This is a genomic window from Diaphorobacter sp. MNS-0, assembly GCF_019602835.1.
Lineage (GTDB): Bacteria > Pseudomonadota > Gammaproteobacteria > Burkholderiales > Burkholderiaceae_C > Diaphorobacter > Diaphorobacter nitroreducens.
The window spans coordinates 3,780,328-3,803,677 of the sequence record NZ_CP080761.1 but is presented as its reverse complement, the minus strand read 5'-3'; the positions used below and the strand labels follow the sequence as shown (position 1 = coordinate 3,803,677).

Sequence of the window (23,350 nt, the reverse complement as noted above, 5' to 3'; positions counted from 1 at the left end):
TTTATTGCCTGAAAAACCATGATCGATAAAAAAGATTTGCAGGAATTGAAGCTTTGGGGGAGTGTGTTGCTCTTGATGGCTTTGGTGTCGGAGGTTTGTTTTTTTGTTGTTTATGGTTCCTCATTTTATGTTTCCTTTGTTCAGAAGCAAAATGGGTTTGAAGGGGTATTTCTGCAGTTGATATTCCCGTTTTCTGGTGCGGCAATATTTATGTATTTGGCAGGGTGGATCAATTTATCAGCTCGGTGCAAATTGGTTCTGGTTGGGTTGGGGGTGGTGCTGGCGATCTACTTGTTCGCATGGGGGAATGGAAAGTATCATTATTTTTCTTCGGTATATATACTGGGTATTCCTGCGGGAATCTGGTTGGCGATTGAAGCAATATGGGATGTTGTGCGGGCGAAAGCAGAGAAGAGAGCCGTGTCAGAAGGATCCACTGCCTTTCTATGGGTGTTGCTGGGTTCGTTGGCATTGGGGGTTGCAACGCACGGCACTCTCCAGGTGACCCCCGTGTTGTTGCCGCTGACTCATGATGTGAATCTCTGGATGATTGACGCCGCATACGGCCACTGGGGTCGGTCGGTCGCCATGATGGCAGATGCCATGCCGGCGTGGATTCAATCGACGACTACTTTTATTTACTCTCTGCTGGCGGTCATGTTTTTTCCGCAAATTGCCTGGTTGATTCGAGAGCAAAAAAACAGAAGCCTGCATGGTTGGCGGACCATGGTCGTGCCGTTCTTTGTTGCGGTCCTGTGCTATGCATGGTTGCCTGCGACTGCCCCAATTGCAGCGTTTGAGGGCTTGTATCCGAAAAGCATGCCGCCACTGGAGCACATGTCAAGTGGACTTGTGAGCGTACCGCAGGCAATGCGCAATGCCATGCCGTCCATGCATCTCTCCGGCGCCATTTTGATATTTATGGTGTCGGCAGCTTTCCGGCATAAATGGATTGCCCTACTTGCATTTGTATTCACTCTCGGTACTGCTTGGGCCACTTTGGCGCTGGGTGAGCATTACGTCATTGACTTGGTGGTGGCGTTGCCCTTTTCAGTGGCCATGGGTTTGTGGCTGATTGACCCGCCGCTCCGTCGGCAGGCGCCTGCATGGCAGCGAGTGCTTCATTGGTTGGCGCTGGCTACGTTTGTGGCATGGATGCTCATGCTGCGCCTGGCGCCCGTGTGGTTGCAGACACATCTATGGTTTGTGCAATTGTTCTCGGTGTGGAGTGCTGTGGTGGCACTTCAACTGTTGGTGTGGTATGTGCGCATGGTGTGGTCCGAGGAGCATACTCGGGAGCCATCCAATAGTGCTTCTACGCATATTTCTTTCAGCGTCTTGCCTGCAGAGCTTGCGGGAAAGCGTTGGTTGGTTGGTATATTTTTCTTCTCGGGCTTGGCAGGTCTGGTGTATGAAGTGGTATATGCAAAGGCACTGGGCGTGACCTTTGGGGGGACTGCATTGGCCGCCAACACCGTTCTCATGACCTATATGGGCGGAATGGCATTGGGGGCCTGGCTAGGGGGGTGGTTGGCAGAACGTAGCAAACGGCCACTTTATTTGTATGCCGTATTTGAAGCCGCCATTGGACTGTATGCGGTGATTACGCCGTTTCTTTTTTCTGGTATCCAAAGTCTGTATGTGGCAATGGCGTTGGATACGCCCCCCGATGCGCCTGCACTGACTGCCTTGCGTATGGCCTTGGGAGCCCTTGTTTTGGGGGTGCCCACTGTCTTGATGGGAGCCACACTGCCACTGGTGTTCCAATGCTTGAGATCCCTGGGCATTCCTACAGGGCGTGCGATTGCACCTTTGTACGGCGCCAATGTGCTGGGCGCCGCTGCGGGTGCATTGCTGGGCGGCTACGCCATTTTGCCTGCTGCGGGGCGCGATGGCGGTACCTTGCTCGCAGCGGTGATCAGTTTGCTGGTGGCTTTGTACGTTATTGACAAGATCAAGCGGCAGCCGGGCCTGTTTGAGGCCGGTAGCGACAGGGCAGTCACTGCGCTTACTGCAATGCCTGTGCCGCCACCTACCCGTCAGGGTGTGGGCGCCTTGACGATCTTGACGGTGGGGGGGGTGGTCACACTGGCACTGGAGGTGGTGTTCATGCACTTGCTGGCCGTCGTAGCGGGCAATAGCGTGTATGCATTCGGCCTGATGCTGGCCACTTTTCTGCTCGGCCTGGGCTTGGGGGCGATGGTCGGGGAGCGTCTGATGTTGCGCTATGAGCGTGCGGTTCTGGTGCTTTGGGCGCAATGTGGCATCGCATTATCCATTTTGCTGACCTCCTTCGTATGGGATGGGCTGGCTGACTACATGGGTAGTTTCGCTTACGTGCAGCAATGGCTACCACTGAGTTTTTCGGCACGCGAATTGGTACGTGCCATGGTGTGTGCAATGGCCATGCTGCCGCCTGCTTTCTTTATTGGCATGAGTTATCCGGCGGCTATGGGCCTTGCCGCCGACTGGTTGGCAGCAAGGCGTTTTGGCGGCCAAGCGGCCCGAGGGGTTGGGCTCGCAAGTGCTGCCAATACGCTAGGAAACATCGCCGGAGTGCTGCTGGCGGGATTTTGGTGGCTTCCGCAGTATGGTTCGCGCAATGTGCTTCTGGGCTTGGCAGTCGTGGTGGTGGTGCTGGCTGCATTCATGGCCTGGGCGACTTCTGAAGGGCGCGTTGTGCGTCGCACTGCGCCTGTAGGGTTTGTAGCGGCTGCCTTGGCCTTGTTTCCGGCACATTGGAATTTCACCGCGCTGTCGCAGGGAGGGAACGTGTATTTCTATCCTCAGGAGTGGGGTGAAGTGATCGACCATGCTGAAAGCGTGGAGGGGGGCTTGACCACTGTTGCGCAGATGCAGCTCCAAGGCAAGCCGCACCTGACTTTGCTGACCAACGGAAAGTTCCAGGGAAATAACGCTGAAGGTGGTGAGATGGTGGCGCAAGAGTCTTTTGCGCTGATCCCGTTGTTGCACACCACAGAGCGGGGCCGTGCCTTGGCTATTGGATATGGCACCGGAATGACGGCACGGGTTCTGCAGGATCAGGGTTTTGAAAAGCTGGATGTGGTGGAGTTGTCGCGCGATATCGTGGATATGGCGGATAAATACTTTTCAAATATCAATGCTGGGATTTCTAAGCACCCCGCTGTGAGTATGTACTATACCGATGGTAGAAACTATCTGCTCACCCAGTCGCAAAATTATGATCTCATCAGCTTGGAGATATCTAGTATCTGGTTTGCTGGTGCAGCCAATCTATACAACAAAGAGTTTTACGAGCTTGCTGCAAAACGCCTGACATCACAAGGCGTATTGCAGCAGTGGGTTCAGTTGCATCATATGCGCCCTCTTGATTTTGTCTATATTATGGGTTCGGTGCGCTCGGTTTTTAGAAATGTCTGGCTGTACGTCAGTGGTGGTCAGGGGATCATCGTGGCAAGCAACAGTGATATGGCGACGAGTGGGCAGCCTGCGGCTTTGCAGAAGCTACTAAATAGTCACACAATTTCCAGTCTCAAAATGGCAGACCTCCCGGGGCGTCTTGTGGCCGGGCCTGCGCAAATTGACGCCATGTTGCAAAGGTATGATCGCAGTATGAGTATGTTTGTATCCACTGATAAGAATCTTTATCTGGAATACGCTACGCCAAAAGGTAACGCTGTTATGTTCGACACCACGCCTGTGCTGATCCAGATGTTGACACAGAAACCATGAAGGCACGTTTTTTCGCGTCGTTCCGAGTGGCGGGTGTTCATCTGCTGTGCGGAATTTTATTGATGGCATTATTTGCGTTGTGGATTTTTCTTGTATGGTTTCCTTACCCATACTATAAAATATCCAATGGTGCGATACTGTTTTTGATATTGATCGCGGTTGATGTCGTCACTGGGCCAGTGTTGACTTTTGTACTCTATAGCCCAGAGAAATCGCGTTTCAAATGGGGCGTTGATATTGCATTGATAGCATCGATACAGCTTTCGGCCTTGGTGTATGGTGTCGGAAGTATCGCTTCTTCTCGTCCGATATATCTGGCTTTTGAAGGGAATCGTTTTCGTGTGGTCACCGTGGCTGATGTACCTAAAGATCAGCTTGGTGCGGCGCCGCAAGAATACTCTCGTATCGGGATTGGTGGGCCGCAGCTTCTGGGCGTTAGATTGCTCAATCCGGGTGATGAGGGATTTATTGAGAGCATGGTGCAGGCATTGAATGGAAATCACCCCGCATTTAGGCCAGAGCGCTGGGTGAGCTATGCTTCGCAAAAGAATGATGTCCGAAAGGCGTTGCGTCCTTTGTCGGGTTTGCCAAGCGAATCAGATATTACTGAGCGCCTTGAGCGGATCAAAAAAACGACAGGGTTGGACGAGTCGGAACTGGGATTCTTGCCCTTGGTTCAGGATGCGAAAACTGATTGGGTCGTAGTAGTTTCGCGCAAGGATGCCTTGCCGGTTGCATACTGGAATGTTGACGGATGGGGTGGGCACGGTTAATTTTGTGCTGATTTCTATCAGCTCCGGTGCGAATAAAAGGGGGCGCTTTTTGCGGCGGAGTTTTTGCATTGATGCCGGCTTTGTCTTTGTATTGGCATTGCCTTTCCTTGTACTATTTATCCGGCCGCCACTGACCAATTTTTGGCCTGTCATGGTTGCATGGTTTTTTGCCGGGGGATGGATTTGAGGTGCAGAATTGAACGATCAGCGCATCGCCGCTCATGCGCGCATTAGAGGGCGAGTGTGTGCCTGACGCGGCGGGCAGTTTTCTTCGAGAGACGAAGGGTCATGGGTCCATTACAGGACGGGTGGCGGCCGCATTGGCCCATCGCTCCGGCGCGGCTTCGACGACTTTGCCCACATCACGCAGATGCGTTGGGGGCAAAGTTCCAGCAGTCCATTTGCCGTGCCTCCTATTCCGCTGCCACAATGCGGCCATGCCTGTTTCATCGACTCCCAGCATTGACCTGACAGCCCTGCGCAAGTCGTATGCGCAAATGGCGGAGGCTTTGCAGCTTTGGCAGGATCAGCCGGAGGGCTCGGTATTCAAGCCGCATTTGCGCTCGGCGGTGATCCAGTCCTTCGAGTACACCTACGAGATCGCACTGCGCATGCTGCGGCGTGTGCTGGTTGAGCGGTCTCTGGCTGCCGATCTGGTTCAGGATTTGTCTTTCAATGACCTTGTGAGGTTGGGGGCGGATGCCGGGCTGTTGCAAGACCCGCAGGCTTGGCGCCGCTGGCGTGCCATGCGCAATGCCACCAGCCACACCTACGATGAGGCCAAGGCGGCGCAAGTGGCGGCTGCCATTGGTGCGTTCAGCCACGATGCCCTGGCGTTGCTGCAAGCGCTGGAGCGGGCTGTCGCACGCGAGCAGGCAGACTCATGAGCACCGGCCCTGTTGCCTCCCTTGCGCTCAGCCCAGCCCAGCGCAGCGAAATCCGCCGCATCGTAGATGCGGCGGTGCCTGGGGCACGGGTCTGGGTGTTTGGATCGCGCGCGGCGGGTAGGGCTCGCCCTTTCTCGGACGTGGATTTGTTGCTGCAGACCCGGCAGCCGCTGGCCTGGGATGAATGGGCGGCACTGGAGGATGCGTTCGAGCAAAGCGATTTGCCCTTCAGGGTGGATGTGGTGGAGCGGCGGGGTTTGCCGCCTGATTTCCTGCAGCGGGTGGAGCGCGAGAAGGTTCTTCTTTGAGCCCGTCAAGCGCCAGTCCGAGGGGGTTTCCTCGTATGATCCGCCCTTTCCTGCGCATGCTGCCCGTAGCTCAACCGGATAGAGCAATTGCCTTCTAAGCAATAGGTCGGGGGTTCGAGTCCCTCCGGGCAGGCCACCCACATTCCGTGGCCCGCATCAGGCCACAAAGCTCCCCGACTTGCCCCCGTGCTTCTCCAGCACCTGCACGCCGGTCATCACCATGCGCTTGTCTGCGGCCTTGCACATGTCGTAGATGGTCAGCAGCGCGATCTGCACGGCGGTGAGGGCTTCCATTTCCACCCCGGTCGGGCCCACGGTTTCTGCGGTGGCTTTGCACTGCACGGCGTTGTCGGCGCGCAGCAGTTCAAATTCCACCGCTACGCGTGTCAAGGCCAACGGGTGGCACAGGGGGATCAGCTCGCTGGTTTTCTTGGCAGCCATGATGCCGGCGATGCGTGCCACCCCGAGCACATCTCCTTTCTTGGCAGTGCCTGATGCAATGAGCTCCAGGGTTGCGGGCAGCATGGTGATGCGCCCGGTCGCTACGGCAATGCGATGGGTGTGCTGCTTGGCGCCCACATCCACCATATGGGCGCGGCCTTCGGCGTCGAAATGGGTGAGGGGGGAGGAAGGCGTGGACATGGCAGGTTACAAGCAGGGCGAAACAATCAGGTAGTGAGGGCATCATACGGCGATGTACCGTAGGGTTGGACTGGGGAGTCTTGTGCGAAACTTCAAGCCAAATTGGGCTCTAGGGCAGATGGGTAAAGCGCTAGCAGCTTCTTTTTTAATAGCATTGGAAGGTCTGCTGGCGCCGAGCGTCCATGCGCAGAGCGCTTTGCCCATGCTGGGCGATGGTGCGGAGATGACGACAAGCGCCGAGCGTAAGCTGGGCGACAGCATCATTCGTGAGCTCTATCGCGATCCGGACTACATCGACGATGCGGTTCTCCATGAATATGTCGATGGACTGTTCCAGTCGCTGCGTGCGGCGGCTAAGGCGCGGGGTGAGCTGTCTCCCGAGCTGGAAGAGCGCTTTGCCTGGGAGGTGCTGTTGGGCAAGGACCGGACGGTGAATGCTTTCGCCCTCCCTGGAGGCTACTTTGGCGTGCACCTCGGGCTGATCGGCGTGGTGAGTACGCGCGACGAGCTCGCGTCGGTGCTGGCGCACGAACTCAGCCATGTCACCCAGCGCCATATTTCACGCCTGATCGCGCAGCAGGGGCGGCAGACGCCGCTGATGCTGGGCACCATGATCCTGGGCGCCCTGGCGGCCAGTCGCAGTCCCGATGCGGCCCAGGCCCTGATGGTGGGCGGGCAGGCGCTGGCCCTGCGCATGCTGCACTATTCACCCGAGCCCCGCGTGATCGAGCGCCTGATCGAAAGCGCCACCCTGCTGGGCCTGGACGACGAAGCCGCGTTCCATTTGCAGCGCTACCGGGTGGCGTACCCCAAAGACCATGCGCGCTGGCAGAAGAAGAACGGGATGTCGGGCGAGCCGCTCATGCCTGGTCGGGCGCCGGGTGTGGTTGTGGCCCCGTCGTAATAGGCACGTCTTCGTACAGGGCCTCCAGCGGCACTTGAAGGCCCACGCTGGCCCATTCGACGTGGCCGCCAGCCTCGATGGGGTGCAGCACCCAGCGCTTGCTGTCGCCATCGCGGCGAAACAAATCGAGGCTCAGGCGCTCGGGGTCGATCAGGGCGTATTCGCGCAGTGTGGGCAGCTTGCGGTAGGCAGCAAACTTGGCGCCGCGGTCGTAGGCGCTGGTGGCGGGGGACAGCACTTCCACCACGAGCACCGGGGCACTCTTGCTGTGGCTCTGCCCACGGTCGCTGTCGGCGCAGGTGACGAAGACATCGGGGTAAAAAAACGCGTTGTCTTCTTCCACGCGCAGCTTCATGTCAGAGATGAACACGCTGCAGGGGCTGCCGCGCAGGTGGTTGCGCAGGGCCATGTACACATTGCCTGCCACCGTCACATGGGCGTCTGACGCGCCCGCCATCGCAAATACCTCACCGTCGTGGTACTCGTGCTTGGTGCTTTGCTCGGCCTCCCAGGCAAGGTAGGCCTGGGCATCAAAAAACGGCTGTGGTGCGGGTAGGGACATGGCTCGCTCCGGGGTAGGTGGTCATGGTAGCAGTCTGCGCCTGGCAAGGAGCATCGTGCATCAGTCCGCCACATAACTCCCCGACTTGCCCCGTGCTTTTGCAGCACGCGCACGTCGTGGATGGACATGCCGCGGTCGGCCGCCTTGCACATGTCGTAAATGGTGAGCAGGGCCACCTGCACGGCGGTGAGGGCCTCCATCTCCACGCCCGTGGGGCCCACGGTTTCCACCGTGGCGGTGCAGGCAATGCCGGTGGCGCCGGGGTACTGTGCACTGGCGGGGGCAAAGTCCAGCGCCACGCGGGTCAGTGCCAAGGGGTGGCACAGGGGGATGAGGTCGCTGGTCTTCTTGGCGCCCTGGATGCCGGCGATGCGCGCTACGCCGAGCACGTCGCCCTTCTTGGCGGTGCCCGACTCGACCAGCGCCAGTGTGGCGGGCTGCATCTCGATGCGGCCCGTGGCAATGGCCACGCGGTGCGTGGCCGGTTTAGCGCCGACGTCCACCATGTGGGCTTGGCCTTGGGCGTCGAAGTGGGTGAGGGGGGAGGGGGACGTTGTCATAAGGCGGGTTTACAACCGGGTGCGAAACATTCCAATGGCCGGGGCATCATACGGCCATGTGCAGATGGCCGCGATTGATGGCCGGCCCGTTCCCGCGGGTGGAGGAGTTGTGTGCAAGGTTCTCTACAAAATTGGCTCCCAGCGCCCAGCTGGAAAGCGCTGACAGCTTCTTTTTTTATAGCATTTGGCTCCCTGCAAGCACCGGCTGTGGTGGCACAGCCATCGCTGCCCACACTGGGAGATGGCCTGGAGATGACGACCAGTGCCGAGCGCAAGCTGGGCGACCGCATCATCCGCGAGCTGTACCGCGACCCGGATTACATCGATGACGCGGTGCTGAACGAGTATGTGCAGAGCCTGTTCCTGCCACTGGTGCAGGCCGCCAAGGTGCGAGGGGAGTTGTCGCCCGACCTCGAGGAACGCTTTGCCTGGGAGATCTTGCTGGGTCGAGACCGTACGGTGAACGCATTTGCCCTGCCGGGCGGCTACTTCGGCGTGCACCTGGGGCTGATCGGCGTGGTGAGCACGCGCGACGAACTCGCGTCGGTGCTGGCGCACGAACTCAGCCATGTCACCCAGCGCCACATTTCACGCCTGATCGCGCAGCAGGGGCGGCAGACGCCGCTGATGCTGGGCGCGCTGATCCTCGGCGCGCTGGCTGCGAGCCGCAGCCCCGATGCGGCCCAGGCCCTGATGGTGGGTGGGCAGGCGCTGGCCGTGCAGAGCCAGCTGAACTTCTCGCGCGACATGGAGCGCGAGGCCGACCGTGTGGGCTACGGCCTGATGGCGCCCGCCGGCTTTGCGCCGCAGGGTTTCGTGGGCATGTTCGACAAGCTGCAGCAGGCCAACCGCATCAACGACAACGGCAGTTGGCCCTACCTGCGCAGCCACCCCTTGACCACGCAGCGCATTGCGGACATGCACAGCCGCATTCCGCCGGGTGCGGCGCAGCCCGCGCGGGCTACGCTGGAGCACCTGATGATGGCTGCGCGCGCGCGCGTGCTGATGCGCCCCGGTGTCGACGCTTGGCGACAGTGGGTTGCCGAGCCGCAGGACGCCGGCTTTGCCGCACGGCCCGCACCGCAGCGGGTGGCGGCCTGGTATGCGGCCACCCTCAGCGCGGTGCAGTTGGGCGACATGGCGGCTGCGCGCAAGGCGTTGCGTGCGCTGCAGTCCAGCGCAGGTTCCGATGCTGCAGCGTTGCGCCAGGCGCGCCTGCTGGGTGCTGAGCTGGAGCTGGCTGCGGGCGATGCGCCCGCGGCGCTGACGTACCTGCAGGGCAGCGTCGTCACGGAAGGCAGCGGTGTGCCCAGCGCGCCCGCGCCCGCACGGCCAGAGATGCTGCTGCGCACCCAGGCCCTGCTGCGCACGGGCGCGGCAGGCGAGATGGCGGGGCCCTTGCAGACCTGGGTGGCCACGCATCCTCGGGACGCGACCGTCTGGCAGGCGCTGGCGCAGGTATGGCAACAGCAGGGGCAGCCCCTGCGCGCCGTGCGCGCCGAGGCCGAGGCACACGCCGCACGCTATGACTACGCGGCCGCGGTGGATCGTTTCAAGGCGGGGCAGGACCTTGCGCGGCGCAGCAGCGCTGCGGGGGACTACATCGAAGCGTCGATCATCGACACGCGGCTGCGAGCGGTGGAGTCACTTCTTAAGGAACAGGCCGCCGAGCGCTGATTCGATCAGCATGCCCAGCAGAGAGTAGATCAGCGAACCGATCAGCGCGGCGGTAAAGCCGTGTACCTGGAAACCGTCGCCCAGCACCGAGGCGGCGGCCCAGAACATGAGCGCGTTGATCACGAAGAGGAACAGCCCGATGGTGACGATGGTCACCGGCAGCGTCAGCACGACGAGGACCGGGCGCAGCACCACGTTGAACAGGCCGATCACAAAGGCCGCGATCAGCGCAGCGCCGAAGCTGCGCACCTCCACGCCGCTGTAGAGGTAGGCCACGCAAAGCAGGGCGGCCGCGCTCAGCAGCCATTTGAGCAGTAGTCGCATGGCGCGCAGCATAGCACCGGGCCGGTGAATGCGCCGCGCCGCATGCGGCATGAGCGCGTGTAAAAAAAGCCGGCCCATCTGCGCTTGCACGCGATGGGCCGGCTGGGCTGAACCGTGGTTTTGCCGAGTCCTGCCGTGCCGATCAGTCGGCGGCCAGCATGAACAGCAGGCCCAGGCTGGCGAGCGAGCCGGGCACCGTCCAGCGCCGTGGCGGTTTGCGCACGATGACCGGCGCGGCGGCGGGCGCTGCGTCGGTCGGGGTGTTCACCTCCTGTTCCAGTTTGGGGCGACGGGCGTCTACCACCCTGCACGCGCCATGCTCGGACTGCAGCTGCGCCAGCAGCTCGGGCAGCGGCCCCTTGGCCAGTACCGTGCTGATGGGCGCACCCTCCGCCCGCAGCCAGGGCTGCAGCTGGGCAAACAGCTTGTCCGCCCATTTGGCGCGCCAGTTCTCGCGTGCGCTATGGCTCACCCATTTGCTGATGCGGTGCGTCATGCGCGGTGCGCAGGCCACCAGCACCCAGTGGATCGTGCCCGCAGTGGCGGGGGCCGCCAGCGGCTCCAGGACTTGCCGCGCGTAGGCTGCGTCGTCCACATACACGATGACCTTGTCCATGGCGGATCTCCTGTCGGGCCTATGGGTGCGTGTGCAGGAAGGACTGTTTCAGCCGTGCTGTGCAGGGGCCGTCTTGGCGCGCCGCGCGACGATGGCCTTGCCGATCACCAGCACCAGCAGGGCGCCGGCCACGCTGGCGGCGTACTTCAGGGTGTCGGACTGCTCCAGCTTGAACATCCACTGCCACTTGTCGGGGTTGGCCAGCGCGGGGTCGGAGACCAGCATGCCGCCGGCGATCCAGCCCAGCAGCATGCCGCCGGCGGTGATGATGGCCGGGAAGCGCTCCATGAGCTTGATGACCAGTTGGCTGCCCCACACGATGATCGGGATGGAGATCAGCAGGCCCAGCACCACCAGCAGCAGCGAGTGGTCGCCCGCGTTCTGTGCTGCGCCGGCAATGGCGATCACGTTGTCCACGCTCATCACCAGGTCGGCCACGATGATGGTCTTGATGGCGGCCAGCAGCTTGTCGCTCTCGGCCACGCTGCCGTGGCCGTCCTCGTCGGGGGCCAGCAGCTTCACGCCGATCCACACCAGCAGGATGGCGCCCACCACTTTCAGGAAGGGCAGGTTCAGCAGCGTCATCGCGAAGGCGATCAGGACCACGCGCAGGATGATGGCGCCCGCCGTGCCCCAGATGATGCCCTTGGTGCGCTGCGCGGGCGGCAGCTTGCGGCAGGCCAGGGCGATCACCACGGCGTTGTCACCACCGAGCAGGATGTCGATGATGATGATCTGCCCCAGTGCAACCCAGAACTCGGGTGAAGTCAGAAATTCCATAAAGTCCTCGTTATCAGTAACCGAAAGGAGGCCCGCAGCCACTGTAGGTGGCGGTGGGCGGCTCCGCAAGAGAGACACTGCACGGTGACCAGGGACTCGTCCACCCGCGTGGGTTGCGACGCGCGAAGAGGTAAGGACGGCCTTGATCAGCCCCGCAGGGCCATCAAAGGTCTTGCTCAGCCCGCATGCGATGCGTGGCGCATGCCGGGCCCGGGCTGCCGGAAGCGGTGCGCTTCGTACTGACGACAGACCGAGGGCCTCTGCACCCCGGGGCCGATGGCCGTCAGGACTTGGAGGTCAGGAGCTACTCCCCTTCGAACCTGCGATTGGAACATGGCACGAGGGCGGCGCGCAAGCGGCAGGCGTTTTTTGCGCAAGGCGGTTTGAAGAAAATGTTGCCAGATGCGCGACGGAATATGTCTGCCATGCTATTTAAAACATAGCGAATGGCCCTGGCGGCCCCGCCGCCATGCGCATGGAACACACCGGGACGGGCGGTATCATCGGCGCGCCCTTACCCGCCATGTCCTGCATCCACATCGCCGATATCGAAGCCGCCATCAACCATTGGCGCGCCCGCGCCCCATCGCCCGATGGCGTGGGACTGGCGCCGGAAATCGAGGCGCTGGCCGAGGTGTATGGCCGCATGGTGTTTGCGCGGGCCGAGGACGTGGCGCCGCAGCAGATGCCCGCCGCGGCGCTGGCGGCGTGGCTGGCCTGGTATGAGACCACACCCGACACACCGTGCATCGCCATCTGCTCCACCAGCCAGGGGGATGAATGGTGCAAGGGCTGCGGGCGCAGCTTTGCCGAGGTGCAGCACTGGCTGGCGATGAGCCCGATGGACAAGCGCGCCGTGTGGCGGCGCATCACCCGCGAGGGCACGGCGCTGCGCTTCACGCGCTATGCCGAACGTGCGGCCGAGCGCCCCGCCGATTGCGCCGGCGGCGCTCCCGGCGCTGGTTGACCGGCTTTACGGCGGGGCGCGCGCCGGCTAAGGTGGCCGCATGCTGCGTTTGACCCAGGCCCCCGATATCGCCATGGCCACGCTGTGGCGCGACCTGCTGTGCGAAGCCGGCATGCCCGCCAGCGTGCAGCGCCAGCATCTGGGCGCGGCGGCGGGCCACCTGCCGCCAGGAGAGTGCCTGCCCGAGATCTGGCTGACGTACCCCGAACATGCAGAACGCGCCCGTGCGCTGTTGCGAGAGTTCCAGCATCTGCCGCAGCGCCAGTGGCGCTGCCACGCGTGCGGCGAGGCGATCGAGGGCGGCTTCGAACAGTGCTGGAATTGCGGCGCCTTGATGCCGCAGTAGATTGCTATTTATTCAGGAGCTGGTGGCGCTTGTTGGTCGGGCGCTAGAGGTGTTTTTTGCTCAAAACGCCACGTTACTTCCAGCGCAGCGGTTCCACATGCACGCTGCCCAGGGTGCTGCTCAGCGTGAGGCCGCCTTCCTGCACCGTCGCCTGCAGCTGCATGCTGCGCTCGGCCAGTGTTGCCAGTTGCTGGGCGGCGTCGGCGGGCAGGCGCCAGACCTGCAGCTTGTCCAGCCGCGTGAGCTTGTTCTCGATGCCCTTCCACCACACCTCGGCTGCGTGGTGAAAACAATAAACGATGACCGCATCGGATTTGCTGCAGGCCTTGGTCAGCGGCTTGTCCTCGGGCTGCCCGACCTCGATCCACAACCGCTTGCGACCCGTGAAGTCGGTCAGCGATACGTCCGGGTCCTCCGGATCGGACAGGCCCGCGCCGAACGCCAGCGTGCCATCGCCCTGGCAGGTGTCCTGCAGTTCATGGGCCTGCAGCGCCAAGGCGGCCAGCCGCACCATCATGCGCTCGTCGGTCTCGCTGGGGTGGCGCGCCAGGGTGAGTGCATGGTCGGCGTAGTAGCCGTGGTCGATGTCCGCGATTTGCAGGTTCGCCTTGAAGATGGTGGACTTGAGGGCCATGGGATGCTTTCAAAATGAGAGCTGCCCGCGCTTGACTGGCAAGCGCGGGCAGGCAAAAAGGCTCAAACCGGCTGGATCAGACGCGGCGCGCCAGCTCGGCCGCCTTGCCGGTATAGCTGCTCGGCGTCATGGCCAGCAGGCGGTCCTTGTCGGCTTGGGGGATCTCCAGGCCGTTGATCAGCGCGTGCAGCGCCTCGGCCGTCACGGTCTTGCCGCGCGTGACTTCCTTGAGCTTCTCGTACGCGCCCTGCACGCCGTAGCGGCGCATCACGGTTTGGATGGGCTCGGCCAGCACTTCCCAGCTGGTGTTGAGGTCGTCGGCCAGGGCTTCTTCGTTCAGCTCCAGCTTGTTCAGGCCGGTCATCAGCGAGGTGTAGGCCAGCGCGGCGTAGCCCAGCGCCACGCCGATGTTGCGCAGCACGGTGCTGTCGGTGAGGTCGCGCTGCCAGCGGCTGATGGGCAGCTTTTCGGACAGGTGCCTGAGCAGCGCATTGGCCAGGCCCAGGTTGCCCTCGGCGTTCTCGAAGTCGATGGGGTTGACCTTGTGGGGCATGGTGGACGAGCCGATCTCGCCCGCCTTGAGCTTTTGCTTGAAGTAGCCCAGGCTCACGTAGCCCCAGATGTCGCGCGAGAGGTCCACCAGGATGGTGTTGGCGCGGGCGATGGCGTCGAACAGCTCGGCCATGTAGTCGTGCGGTTCGATCTGGATGCTGTAGGGCTGGAAGGTGAGGCCCAGGCCCAGCGGCTCGGGCGTCTCCACAACCTTGCGGCTGAAGGCTTCCCAGTCGAAGTCGGGCCAGGCCGACAGGTGGGCGTTGTAGTTGCCCACGGCGCCGTTCATCTTGCCCAGGATCTTCACCGCCGCGATGCGCTCGCAGGCCGCCTGCAGGCGCACGACCACGTTGGCCAGCTCCTTGCCCACCGTGGTGGGGCTGGCGGTCTGGCCGTGGGTGCGGCTGAGCATGGGCACGTCGGCAAACCGGTGGGCCATCTCGCGCAGCTTGAGCACGATGCGGTCCAGGCCCGGCAGGATGACCTGGTCGCGGCCCGAGCGGATCTGCAGCGCATGGCTGGTGTTGTTGATGTCCTCGCTGGTGCAGGCGAAGTGCACGAACTCGGCAGCCTTCTCCAGTTCGGGGCGGGCCTCGAACTTGGACTTGATCCAGTATTCCACGGCCTTCACGTCGTGGTTGGTGGTCTTCTCGATGTCCTTGATGGCGCTCGCGTCGGCCTCGGAGAAGTTCTTCACCAGGCCCAGCAGGTAGGCGCGCGCGCCGGTGGACAGCGGCTTGAACTCCGCAAATCCCGCGTCCGACAGCGCGATGAACCAGGCCACCTCCACCTGCACGCGGCGGTGCATGTAGCCGTGCTCGCTCATGATGGGACGCAGGGCGGAGAGTTTGGCGGCGTAGCGGCCGTCTAGGGGCGACAGGGCGGTGATGGTGGACAGGCTCATGGGCCGTCATTGTAGGTGGGCGCCTGGAATGCCGAAGGGCCGCGGCCGGCCGGCGCGCCCGCCCCTAGAATCGCGCTCACCCGACCAACCCCATCCCCCCTAGGCGCTGCACACCACCATGAAACTGATCGGATCGAATACGAGCCCCTACGTGCGCAAGGTGCGCGTGGTGCTGGCCGAGAAAAAGCTGGATTACCAGTTCGTCGAGGAGAACGTGTGGGCCGACGACACGGCCATCAGCGCGTCCAACCCGCTGGGCAAGGTGCCCTGCCTGATCATGGAGGGCGGTGAGGCGGTGTTCGATTCGCGCGTGATCGTGGAATACCTGGACACGCTGTCCCCCGTGGGCAAGCTCATTCCCGCCCTGGGGCGCGAGCGCGCCGAGGTCAAGACCTGGGAGGCGCTGGCCGACGGCCTGCTGGACGCCGCCATCCTCGCGCGCCTGGAGGCCACCTGGGCCGGCCGTCAGGACGGTGAGCGCAGCCAGGCGTGGATCGACCGGCAGCTCGCCAAGGCGCGCGCCAGCCTGCAGTCCATGAGCAAGGGGCTGGGCGACAAGCCTTATTGCAGCGGCATCCACCTTACGCTGTCGGACATTGCCGTCGGCAGCGCGCTCGGGTGGCTGGAGTTCCGCTTTCCTGACATCGCCTGGCGCACGGACCACCCCAACCTGGCCCGCCTGATGGACAAGCTGATGCAGCGCCAGAGTTTCATCGACACCCAGCCGCGCTGAACCGCCGACCCGCTGGGCCTAAAGAAAAAGCGCGCCTTCCGTGAGGAAGTGCGCGCTTTTTGCTGCGGAATAAAAAAAGTTGCGAAGCGCCCCGAAACGAATGAAGAGAGGGAGGGAGGAGAAGCGCCCCAGGGTTGCAACCAGGCCGGGCCTGGAAGGCTTCGCAACGTTAAAAACGGTTATCGGATCACGCCGCGATGGACTCGCGGCCACGGTTAACTCCTAGAGTGGGGGTGATGGTAAAAAGTTCCAGATCTCACCCATAAAAAATTTCAAAAAAAATTCACCAAGCCTCAACGCGGCGCCGCCAGTTGCTGCTCGATGGCCTGGATCAGCGCTTTGCTGTGGGGTTCCACCGAACTTCCGTAGCTTCCCACCACCTTGCCCGAACGGCTGACCAGGTACTTGTGGAAGTTCCACCGTGGCGTCTGCCCCGCGGACGCTGCGGCGAGCTGGCGGTACAGCGGCAGGGCTTCGCCGCCCTTCACGTGGCTCTTGGCAAACATCGGGAAGCGCACGCCAAACGTGTTTTCGCAGAACTGGGCGATCTCGGTGTTACTGCCGGTTTCTTGTGCAAAGTCGTTCGACGGAAAGCCCAGCACCACCAGCCCTTGGTCGCGGTAGCGCGCGTACAGCTCTTCCAGGCCTTGGTATTGGCCGGTGAAGCCGCAGTAGCTGGCCGTGTTGACCACCAGCAGCACCTTGCCGGCGTATTGGCACAAGGCCTGCGGCGCCTCGTCCTGCAGGCGCGGCACGGTGTGCTGCAGCAGGGCGGGGCAGGCCTGGGCGTCTACTGCGGGAGTCGCCGCAACATCCGCCGCCTGGGCGGCGGGGCCCAGCAGCGTGGCGCATAGGAACAGCGGCAAGGTCAGGCGTGGCATGGTGCAGGGATGGCGGGGAGGGCAAAAAGCCCGTACACGCCGCCATTGCACCATGTCTGCAGGCGGCGAAAAAGTTTTTGGCTATCGACCATGCTGAAAGCATGGGTTTCACCTTGTTGCGATCTGACCGCACTCGGTGCCGGATGATTGCTATTAAAAATCTAGCTTCCCGCGCTTGCTGTCAAAGTGCTGGAGCCCTAAAACACGCTAGACCCTAGCTGGGTGCCCGCGCCTCGCCTGCCTGCGCCTCGCGCGCATGGGGACGACGCAGTACCCGGTGGCTCAGCCATTGCTCGAAGTCGTCCACATAGGTGAACACCGCCGGCACCACCAGCAGGCTGAGCACCGTGGAGGTGATGAGGCCGCCGATCACGGCCACGGCCATGGGGGAGCGGAAGCTCATGTCCGCGCCGCCCAGCGCCAGGGCAATGGGCATCATGCCGGCGCCCATGGCCAGCGTGGTCATGATGATGGGGCGCGCGCGCTTGTGGCAGGCGTCCAGCAGCGCGTCCATGCGGCTCATGCCGTGGCGCCGCGCCACGATGGCGTATTCCACGAGCAGGATGGAGTTCTTCGTGGCGATGCCCATGAGCATGATGAGCCCGATGAGCGACGGCATGGAGAAGCTCTTGCCGGCCAGCAGCAGCGCGACGAACGCCCCGCCCAGCGACAGCGGCAGCGCCGCGAGGATGGTGACCGGCTGCAGGAAGTCCTTGAACAGCAGCACCAGCACGATATAGATGCACACCACGCCGGTGAGCATGGCCAGGCCGAAGCTGGCGAACAGCTCGCCCATCATCTCGGCGTCGCCCACGTCGATCAGGCGCACGCTGGCGGGCAGGCCCCGTACGGCGGGCAGCTGGCGTACGGCCTCGGTGACCTCGCCCAGGCCGCGCTCGCCCAACTCGATCTCGAAGTTCACGTTGCGCGAGCGGTCGTAGCGGCTGATGACCGCGGGGCCGCCGGCCAGCGACAGCTCGGCCACCTCGCCCAGGCGCACCGGGCCGTGCGCGCCGGGCAGCGTGAGGCGCTCCAGCACCGACAGGTCTTCGCGCGCAGCATCCTCCAGGCGCACGACGATGGGCACCTGCCGCTGTGCCAGGTTGAGCTTGGGCAGGTACTGGTCGTAGTCGCCCACGGTGGCCACGCGCAGCGTCTCGGCGATGGCGCTGCTGGTGACCCCCAGGTCGGCGGCGCGGGCGAAGTCGGGACGCACGGCGATCTCTGGGCGCACCAGGCTGGCCGTGGAGCTCACGCCGCCGATGCCCGCGATGGTGCGGATGTCCCGCTCCACCGCGCGGGCGGCGGCCGCGAGCGCCTGCGGGTCTTCGCTGGCCAGCGCCAGGATGTACTTGTCGTTGGAGCCGCCCAGGCCCACCTTCACGCGCACGCCGGGCAGCTCTTGCATGGCGGCGCGCAGGCGCTGCTCGATCTCCTGCTTGCGCGGGCGCTCGCCCCGCGGCGTCATGCGCAGCGTGAGCGTGGCCTTGCGCGGGTCGCCCGCGCCCGCGCCGGCGAAGGGGTCGGCCCCGGCCGAGCCGCCGCCGATCGTGGTGTAGATGCTCTCCACATGGCCCACGCCCATGGCGCGCTCGGTGGCCAGGGCCACGACGGCGCGCGTGTCGGCCAGCTTGGCGCCGGGCGGCAGCTCCAGCGTGACCTGGGTCTGGGCGTTGTCGTCCGCCGGGATGAAACCCGAGGGCAGCAGCGGGATCAGCGCCAGGGAACCGACGAAGAACAGCAGCGCGCCCAGCAGCGTGAGGACGCGGTGCTTCAGGCACCAGTGCGAGGCACGCATGTACGCGGCCAGCCAGCGCGGCTCCTTCTCGTGGTCCACCATGGGCTTCATGATGTAGGCGGCCATCATCGGCGTGAGCAGGCGCGCCACGACCAGCGAGGCGAACACCGCCAGCGCCGCCGTCCAGCCGAACTGCTTGAAGAACCGCCCGGCGATGCCGCTCATGAACGCGGTGGGCAGGAACACGGCGATCAGCGTGAAGGTGGTGGCGATCACGGCCAGGCCGATCTCGTCGGCGGCCTCCATGGCCGCCTGGTACGGCGTCTTGCCCATGCGCAGGTGGCGCACGATGTTCTCCACCTCCACGATGGCATCGTCCACCAGGATGCCCACCACCAGCGACAGCGCCAGCAGCGTGATGATGTTGATGGAAAAGCCCAGCAGGTGCATGCCGATGAAGGCCGGTATCACCGACAGCGGCAGCGCCACGGCGGACACGATGGTGGCGCGCCAGTCGCGCAGGAACAGCCACACCACCACCACCGCGAGGATGGCGCCCTCGTACAGCAGCTTCATCGAGCTGTCGTACTCGTCCTGTGCGATGTCCACGAAATCCACCGTGCGCGTGAGCTGCAGGTGCGGGTGCTCGGCCATCAACTGGTCCAGCGCGCGCTGCACGCCCGCGCCCACCTCCACCTCGCTGGCGCCGCGGCTGCGCGAGACCTCGAAGCCGATGACCGGTTTGTCGCCCAGCAGCGCGGCGGTGCGTGGCTCGGCCACGGTGTCGGTCACGGTGGCCACCTGGTCCAGGCGGACATGGCGGCCGCCGGACAGCGCGATCTCCAGCGCCGCGATCTCCTGCGCCGTCTGCACCGTGGCCAGCGTGCGCAGCGGCTGCTCGGCCCCGCCCAGCTCGGCGCGGCCGCCCGCGCTTTCCACCTGCACCTGGCGCAGCTGGCGCGAGACTTCGGCCGCGGTGGCGCCCAGCGCCTGCAGCTTGAGCGGGTCCAGCGCCACGCGCACCTCGCGCGCCACGCCGCCCACGCGGTTGACCGCGCCCACGCCGGGCACGGCCAGCAGCCGGCGCGTGAGGGTGTCGTCCACGAACCAGGACAGCGCCTCGTCGTCCAGCTGGTTCGAGGCGATGGCGAATGCCAGGATGGGCTGGCTGGACAGTTCCAGCTTGGTGATGATGGGGTCGCGCAGGTCCGCGGGCAAGTCCGAGCGCACGCGCGAGACGGCCGAGCGCACGTCGTCCACCGCCTCCTGCACGGGTTTTTCAAGCTGGAACTCGGCCGCGATGGTGGCTGTGCCGTCGGTCAGCGTGGAGGTGATGTGCTTGAGCCCCTGGGTGGTGGCGATGGCGTTCTCGATCTTGCGCGCCACGTCGCTCTCCAGCTGCCCCGGCGCCGCGCCGGGCAGGGAGGCCGTGACCATGACCACGGGCAGGTCCATGTCGGGAAAGTTCTGCACCTTCATGGACCGGAAGGCCAGCAGTCCGGCCAACGTGAGCAGCACGAACAGCATGGCCGCCGGGATGGGGTTGCGGATCGACCAGGCGGAGAGGTTCATGGTCGCTCCTTATTTGCTAGCTGCTTGCGCTTGAGGGGCGGGCGCTACAGCCTCTTTTGGTGCTGAATTTGCGGCCGGCGCAGCCTGCACGCGCACCAAGTCGCCGTCGTTCAGGAAGGCGCCGCCGCGCGCCACGATGCGCGCCTGGGGCGCCAGGCCCGAGGTGATGGCCACGCGCTCGCCGCTGCGCGCACCGGTCTGCACGCGGTGCATGGCCACGCGCGAGTTCGTGCCTACCTCGAACACATGCGAGAAGCCGTCGCGCACCACCACGGCCGACAGGGGCACCAGCAGCGCGTCGCGCTCGCCCAACAGGAACTCGCCGCGCGCGAACATGCCCGCCCTTATCTCGGGGTGCGCCGGCAGGTCCACGTACACCAGCGCATTGCGCGTCTGCGGGTCCACCGTCGGGGCCAGCATGCGCACCGTGCCTTCCACCTGCGCGCCGCTGGCGGCCGTCACCACCGCCTTGGCACCGGGACGGATGCGGGGCAGCTCGCTGGATGTGACCTCCGCGCGCCACTCCAGCCGGCCCTTGCGCACCATGCGAAACAGCTCGGTGCCCGCACCCACCACCGCGCCCACGGTGGCCGTGCGCGCGGAGATCACGCCGCTGTCGGGCGCCAATACCTGGGTGTGTTTCAGGCGCAGCTGCTGGGCGTTGAGCGCCGCCTGTGCCGCCGCCACGCGGGCCTGCGCGGTCTGCGCGCCGGTGGCGTATTGCTGGATCTGCTGCTGGCTCAGCGCACCCGAGGCGCTCAGGGTGTTGGCGCGGTCGGCGTTGGCCTGCGCCTCGGCCTGGGCGGCGCGGGCCTCCAGCAGGCTGGCGCGGGCCTGGGCCACGTCGGCCTCGATGGTCTCGGGCGCGAAGGTGGCCAGCACCTGGCCGGCGCGCACCGTATCGCCCACGTTCACGCGCACGTCGGTCAGCCGCAGGCCGCTCACCTCGGCGCCGATGCTGGCCTCCTGCCACGCGGCCACGTTGCCGTTGGCCGGCAAGCGCTGGGTCACGTTGCCGCGCTGCGGCTGGGTGGTGGCCACGGTGAGGGCGGGGCGCGGCCCCTCGGCCTGAGCGGAGGCCTCGGCATGGGTGGGGCCGCTGCCCAGCAGGACGGCGGTGGTCGCGGCAAGCCCCAGCAAAGCCAGGGCGATCAGGGTGCGGGTCGGTGTCAGGCGCGGCATGGCGGTCGAAAAGGAATTAGTGCGAAGAAGAAGGGGGGGTGGTGGCCGCCTGCGTGGAGGTCTGGGCCGCTGGCGCGTCGGCCTCGGGCGTCCAGCCGCCGCCGGCCGCGCGGTACAGCGCCACCCACGCAGCCATGCGCTCTTGCTCCAGCGCGACCACGGCGGTGTCCGAGGCGAGGGCGGTGCGGCGGGCATCCTCCAGTTCCACCAGGCTCGCCAGGCCAGCGCGCCAGCGCTCCTGCGTGGCGGTGAAGGAGCGGCGGTAGTCCTCGGCGGCGCGCCGGGCGTCGGTGCTGCGGCGCGCGGTGCTGTCCAGCCGCGCCAGGGCCTGCTCCACCTCGCTCACGGCCTGGCGCACCTGCGCGCGGTAGGCCTGCGCGGCGCTGTCGTAGCGCGCACGGGCGGCATCCACCTGCGCGGCGCGGCGACCGCCGTCGAACAGCGGCAGCGTGACGGCCAGCGGGCCGATGGACCAGGTGTTGCTGGTGGCTTGCACCCCCGCGGTGCGCACCAACCCGCGGCCAATGGTGCCGCTGAGCGTGAGGCGCGGGTAGCGCTGCGCCTGGGCGTCGCCCACCTCGGCACTGGCGGCCGCCACCTCGCGCTCGGCGGCGTACACGTCGGGCCGCTGCGCCAGCGTCTGCGCGGGCAGGCCGTCGATGCTGAACAGCTGCTCGGGCGGGTGCAGCGGCGGCGCGGCAGCCAGCTGCGTGCGCAGCAGGGGCTCGTCGCGCCCGGTGAGGGCCACCAGTGTCTTGACGATCACCTCGCACTGCAGGCGCTGCTGCTCGGCGCGCACCGCGCTGTCGGCCTGGCTGGCCGTGGCCAGCGCGGCAGTGGCGGGGGCGGTGAAGCCGGCGCGTTCGCTCTCGCGCGTGAGGCGGGCCGTTTCGCCGCGCGAGCGCGCATCCGCCTGCGCCACTTGCAACTGGCGCGCGCAGTGGTGCCAATTGCTGTACTGCAGAGCCGTCTCGGCCGCCACGGAAACGCGGGCCTCGTGCCACTGCGCCTGAGCACCGGCCAGGCGCTCGCGCGCGGCGTCCGCCACGGCGGCGTTGCGGCCGAACAGGTCGATCTCCCAGCCGGCCTGCAGCCCCGCCTGCGCGGTGGTGGCCACGCCGCGCACCTGCTCGTTGAAGCCGCGGCTGGCGCTGGCCTGCGCGTCCAGGCTGGGCAGCAGCGCCGCGCGTGCGGCCGTCTGCTGCGCGCGGGCCTGTGCCAGACGGGCGCCGGCCTCGGCCACCGTGGGACTGAGGGCCTGTGCGTCCACGATCAGCGCGCCCAGCAGCGGGTCGCTGTGGCGCTGCCACCAGTCGGCCAGATCGGCCACGCTGCCTTGGTGGGGCAGCGGTGCGTGCCAGGCGGCGGGTGCGGGTGCCTGCACGGCCGCGGGCGGGCGTTGCACGGCGCAGGCGGCCAGTGCCAGGGGCAGGGTGGAAAGCGCAAGGCGCTGGAGGACGGGGCGCTTCATGGTGCGGTAGACCTGCGGGCGGTGCGCCGGCGGGGCGTGGAAGAGGTCGAAGGAGAGGGCGAGGCCGGGGCCGAAGGGGTGGCAGGCTGAGCGCGCGTACGCCGGCGCCGCTCGGTGGCCACCATGGTCATGGCGTAGTCGGCCAGGCGTTCCGCCCACTGGTCCACGGCCGCCGGGGATGCGAGCAGCTGTGGCTGCATGGCGCACACCACTTCCTGGTGGCTCCACAGCTGAAAGGCCAGTCCGGTGACGGTGAGCGTGAGGCGGTGCAGGTCGTCGTCGGCCTGCGGCAGCCCCAGGTGCCGGCACAGCAGCGCGGCCATGGCCTCGTTGGGTGCGCGCACGTCTTTTGCCAGCTCGATCTGCCACTGCGCCGTGGGCTCCAGCATTTCACGGATGTGCAGCCGCACCACCTGGCGTGCCATCTCGCCGTCGTGCAGCGGCCCCAGCGCGCCCTGGTAGAAGCAGTGCAGCGCGGCGCGCAGGGACAGGCCGGGGCGCATGAAGTCGGGTACCAGCGATTGCAGCGAGCCGAAGGGCGCGGAAAACAGCGCCGCGTACAGCGCGGCCTTGTCGCCGAAGTAGTAGCTCACCGAGGCCACGTTGACCTGGGCCTCGGCGGC

General features: G+C 64.9%; 21 protein-coding genes, 1 tRNA gene and 1 pseudogene. 10 read left to right on the top strand and 13 right to left on the bottom strand.

All coding sequences use genetic code 11. The features are described 5' to 3' along the window. Positions 1-18 precede the first annotated feature (18 nt). The 5 genes from K2L43_RS18005 to K2L43_RS17985 all read left to right on the top strand — a co-directional run bounded on the left by K2L43_RS18005 (position 19) and on the right by K2L43_RS17985 (position 5,818). Positions 19-3,714, top strand: coding sequence for a fused MFS/spermidine synthase (locus K2L43_RS18005; RefSeq protein WP_220638169.1), 3,696 nt, complete (start codon positions 19-21; stop codon positions 3,712-3,714). Beyond that, the gene (locus K2L43_RS18000; protein WP_220638168.1) at positions 3,711-4,487 is read left to right on the top strand and encodes a hypothetical protein; all 777 of its coding nucleotides are present in this window, start codon (positions 3,711-3,713) and stop codon (positions 4,485-4,487) included. Before K2L43_RS18005 ends, K2L43_RS18000 begins: the two co-directional genes overlap by 4 nt. A gap of 437 nt (positions 4,488-4,924) precedes the next feature. Further along, a complete protein-coding gene (locus tag K2L43_RS17995) occupies positions 4,925-5,374 on the top strand; it encodes an HI0074 family nucleotidyltransferase substrate-binding subunit (RefSeq protein WP_011807119.1) in 450 nt (149 codons plus the stop codon). After that, positions 5,371-5,682, top strand: coding sequence for a nucleotidyltransferase family protein (locus tag K2L43_RS17990; protein WP_011807118.1), 312 nt, complete (start codon positions 5,371-5,373; stop codon positions 5,680-5,682). The genes K2L43_RS17995 and K2L43_RS17990 overlap by 4 nt, the downstream gene beginning before the upstream one ends. 59 nt (positions 5,683-5,741) lie before the next feature. Continuing rightward, positions 5,742-5,818, top strand: a tRNA-Arg gene (locus tag K2L43_RS17985). Between the two features lie 20 nt (positions 5,819-5,838). On the opposite strand, the gene moaC (K2L43_RS17980) is transcribed toward K2L43_RS17985, so the two are convergent. Then, positions 5,839-6,324, bottom strand: a complete 486-nt coding sequence (moaC, locus tag K2L43_RS17980) for a cyclic pyranopterin monophosphate synthase MoaC (RefSeq protein WP_220638167.1) — start codon at positions 6,322-6,324, stop codon at positions 5,839-5,841. A gap of 118 nt (positions 6,325-6,442) precedes the next feature. On the opposite strand from moaC (K2L43_RS17980), the gene K2L43_RS17975 reads away from it, so the two are divergent. Beyond that, entirely contained in the window at positions 6,443-7,228 is a 786-nt protein-coding gene (locus tag K2L43_RS17975) for a Wzy polymerase domain-containing protein (protein WP_220638166.1), read from the top strand. Here K2L43_RS17975 and K2L43_RS17970 read toward each other — a convergent pair. After that, positions 7,185-7,790, bottom strand: a complete 606-nt coding sequence (locus tag K2L43_RS17970) for a Uma2 family endonuclease (RefSeq protein WP_047349401.1) — start codon at positions 7,788-7,790, stop codon at positions 7,185-7,187. The genes K2L43_RS17975 and K2L43_RS17970 overlap by 44 nt on opposite strands. A gap of 60 nt (positions 7,791-7,850) precedes the next feature. Next, positions 7,851-8,350: pseudogene (gene moaC, locus K2L43_RS17965) on the bottom strand (cyclic pyranopterin monophosphate synthase MoaC). A gap of 111 nt (positions 8,351-8,461) precedes the next feature. Between moaC (K2L43_RS17965) and K2L43_RS17960 the strand changes: the two are divergent. Next, positions 8,462-10,027, top strand: a complete 1,566-nt coding sequence (locus K2L43_RS17960) for a M48 family metalloprotease (RefSeq protein WP_220638165.1) — start codon at positions 8,462-8,464, stop codon at positions 10,025-10,027. Here K2L43_RS17960 and K2L43_RS17955 read toward each other — a convergent pair. The 3 genes from K2L43_RS17955 to K2L43_RS17945 all read right to left on the bottom strand — a co-directional run bounded on the left by K2L43_RS17955 (position 9,995) and on the right by K2L43_RS17945 (position 11,747). Then, complete coding sequence (locus K2L43_RS17955) at positions 9,995-10,351, bottom strand: phage holin family protein (protein ID WP_041836445.1); 357 nt, start codon at positions 10,349-10,351, stop codon at positions 9,995-9,997. The two genes, K2L43_RS17960 and K2L43_RS17955, sit on opposite strands and share 33 nt — an antisense overlap. Positions 10,352-10,493: 142 nt before the next feature. Then, positions 10,494-10,967 carry a hypothetical protein gene (locus K2L43_RS17950; RefSeq protein WP_220638164.1) on the bottom strand — a complete coding sequence of 158 codons (474 nt, stop codon included), beginning with the start codon at positions 10,965-10,967 and terminating at the stop codon, positions 10,494-10,496. 48 nt (positions 10,968-11,015) lie between these two features. Next, entirely contained in the window at positions 11,016-11,747 is a 732-nt protein-coding gene (locus tag K2L43_RS17945; RefSeq protein ID WP_220638163.1) for a TerC family protein, read from the bottom strand. A gap of 523 nt (positions 11,748-12,270) precedes the next feature. Here K2L43_RS17945 and K2L43_RS17940 point away from each other — a divergent pair. Further along, entirely contained in the window at positions 12,271-12,714 is a 444-nt protein-coding gene (locus K2L43_RS17940) for a DUF3717 domain-containing protein (protein WP_103738417.1), read from the top strand. Positions 12,715-12,754: 40 nt separating this feature from the next. Continuing rightward, complete coding sequence (locus K2L43_RS17935) at positions 12,755-13,060, top strand: putative signal transducing protein (RefSeq protein ID WP_011807111.1); 306 nt, start codon at positions 12,755-12,757, stop codon at positions 13,058-13,060. Between the two features lie 73 nt (positions 13,061-13,133). On the opposite strand, the gene K2L43_RS17930 is transcribed toward K2L43_RS17935, so the two are convergent. Together K2L43_RS17930 and purB are read right to left on the bottom strand one after the other, a co-directional pair. Beyond that, complete coding sequence (locus K2L43_RS17930; RefSeq protein ID WP_011807110.1) at positions 13,134-13,694, bottom strand: YaeQ family protein; 561 nt, start codon at positions 13,692-13,694, stop codon at positions 13,134-13,136. A 76-nt stretch (positions 13,695-13,770) separates the two neighbouring features. Continuing rightward, the gene (purB, locus tag K2L43_RS17925) at positions 13,771-15,150 is read right to left on the bottom strand and encodes an adenylosuccinate lyase (protein ID WP_220638162.1); all 1,380 of its coding nucleotides are present in this window, start codon (positions 15,148-15,150) and stop codon (positions 13,771-13,773) included. A 118-nt stretch (positions 15,151-15,268) separates the two neighbouring features. On the opposite strand from purB, the gene K2L43_RS17920 reads away from it, so the two are divergent. Next, positions 15,269-15,883 (top strand): glutathione S-transferase family protein, encoded by a 615-nt coding sequence (locus tag K2L43_RS17920; protein WP_011807108.1) that lies wholly within the window; start codon positions 15,269-15,271, stop codon positions 15,881-15,883. A 293-nt stretch (positions 15,884-16,176) separates the two neighbouring features. On the opposite strand, the gene K2L43_RS17915 is transcribed toward K2L43_RS17920, so the two are convergent. The 5 genes from K2L43_RS17915 to K2L43_RS17895 form a co-directional block, all read right to left on the bottom strand. Further along, complete coding sequence (locus K2L43_RS17915) at positions 16,177-16,764, bottom strand: glutathione peroxidase (RefSeq protein WP_255580487.1); 588 nt, start codon at positions 16,762-16,764, stop codon at positions 16,177-16,179. Between the two features lie 214 nt (positions 16,765-16,978). Then, positions 16,979-20,074: an efflux RND transporter permease subunit gene (locus K2L43_RS17910; RefSeq protein ID WP_220638161.1), complete on the bottom strand. Its 3,096-nt coding sequence runs from the start codon at positions 20,072-20,074 to the stop codon at positions 16,979-16,981. 9 nt (positions 20,075-20,083) lie between these two features. Beyond that, positions 20,084-21,256: an efflux RND transporter periplasmic adaptor subunit gene (locus tag K2L43_RS17905; RefSeq protein ID WP_220638160.1), complete on the bottom strand. Its 1,173-nt coding sequence runs from the start codon at positions 21,254-21,256 to the stop codon at positions 20,084-20,086. Positions 21,257-21,272: 16 nt separating this feature from the next. Then, positions 21,273-22,727, bottom strand: coding sequence for an efflux transporter outer membrane subunit (locus tag K2L43_RS17900; RefSeq protein ID WP_088888086.1), 1,455 nt, complete (start codon positions 22,725-22,727; stop codon positions 21,273-21,275). Further along, entirely contained in the window at positions 22,724-23,329 is a 606-nt protein-coding gene (locus K2L43_RS17895) for a CerR family C-terminal domain-containing protein (protein ID WP_255580486.1), read from the bottom strand. The genes K2L43_RS17900 and K2L43_RS17895 overlap by 4 nt, the downstream gene beginning before the upstream one ends. Positions 23,330-23,350: the final 21 nt, after the last annotated feature.

Excerpts from the sequence above, each read along its gene's own strand:
- K2L43_RS17900 (WP_088888086.1), bottom strand. The coding sequence starts at position 22,727 with ATGAAGCGCCCCGTCCTCCAGCGCCTTGCGCTTTCCACCCTGCCCCTG.
- K2L43_RS17930 (WP_011807110.1), bottom strand. The coding sequence starts at position 13,694 with ATGGCCCTCAAGTCCACCATCTTCAAGGCGAACCTGCAAATCGCGGAC.
- K2L43_RS17910 (WP_220638161.1), bottom strand. The coding sequence starts at position 20,074 with ATGAACCTCTCCGCCTGGTCGATCCGCAACCCCATCCCGGCGGCCATG.
- K2L43_RS17975 (WP_220638166.1), top strand. The coding sequence starts at position 6,443 with ATGGGTAAAGCGCTAGCAGCTTCTTTTTTAATAGCATTGGAAGGTCTG.
- purB (WP_220638162.1), bottom strand. The coding sequence starts at position 15,150 with ATGAGCCTGTCCACCATCACCGCCCTGTCGCCCCTAGACGGCCGCTAC.
- K2L43_RS17945 (WP_220638163.1), bottom strand. The coding sequence starts at position 11,747 with ATGGAATTTCTGACTTCACCCGAGTTCTGGGTTGCACTGGGGCAGATC.
- K2L43_RS17940 (WP_103738417.1), top strand. The coding sequence starts at position 12,271 with ATGTCCTGCATCCACATCGCCGATATCGAAGCCGCCATCAACCATTGG.
- K2L43_RS17920 (WP_011807108.1), top strand. The coding sequence starts at position 15,269 with ATGAAACTGATCGGATCGAATACGAGCCCCTACGTGCGCAAGGTGCGC.
- K2L43_RS17970 (WP_047349401.1), bottom strand. The coding sequence starts at position 7,790 with ATGTCCCTACCCGCACCACAGCCGTTTTTTGATGCCCAGGCCTACCTT.
- K2L43_RS18000 (WP_220638168.1), top strand. The coding sequence starts at position 3,711 with ATGAAGGCACGTTTTTTCGCGTCGTTCCGAGTGGCGGGTGTTCATCTG.
- K2L43_RS17995 (WP_011807119.1), top strand. The coding sequence starts at position 4,925 with ATGCCTGTTTCATCGACTCCCAGCATTGACCTGACAGCCCTGCGCAAG.
- K2L43_RS17915 (WP_255580487.1), bottom strand. The coding sequence starts at position 16,764 with ATGCCACGCCTGACCTTGCCGCTGTTCCTATGCGCCACGCTGCTGGGC.
- K2L43_RS17955 (WP_041836445.1), bottom strand. The coding sequence starts at position 10,351 with ATGCGACTACTGCTCAAATGGCTGCTGAGCGCGGCCGCCCTGCTTTGC.
- K2L43_RS17950 (WP_220638164.1), bottom strand. The coding sequence starts at position 10,967 with ATGGACAAGGTCATCGTGTATGTGGACGACGCAGCCTACGCGCGGCAA.
- K2L43_RS18005 (WP_220638169.1), top strand. The coding sequence starts at position 19 with ATGATCGATAAAAAAGATTTGCAGGAATTGAAGCTTTGGGGGAGTGTG.
- moaC (WP_220638167.1), bottom strand. The coding sequence starts at position 6,324 with ATGTCCACGCCTTCCTCCCCCCTCACCCATTTCGACGCCGAAGGCCGC.
- K2L43_RS17990 (WP_011807118.1), top strand. The coding sequence starts at position 5,371 with ATGAGCACCGGCCCTGTTGCCTCCCTTGCGCTCAGCCCAGCCCAGCGC.
- K2L43_RS17935 (WP_011807111.1), top strand. The coding sequence starts at position 12,755 with ATGCTGCGTTTGACCCAGGCCCCCGATATCGCCATGGCCACGCTGTGG.
- K2L43_RS17905 (WP_220638160.1), bottom strand. The coding sequence starts at position 21,256 with ATGCCGCGCCTGACACCGACCCGCACCCTGATCGCCCTGGCTTTGCTG.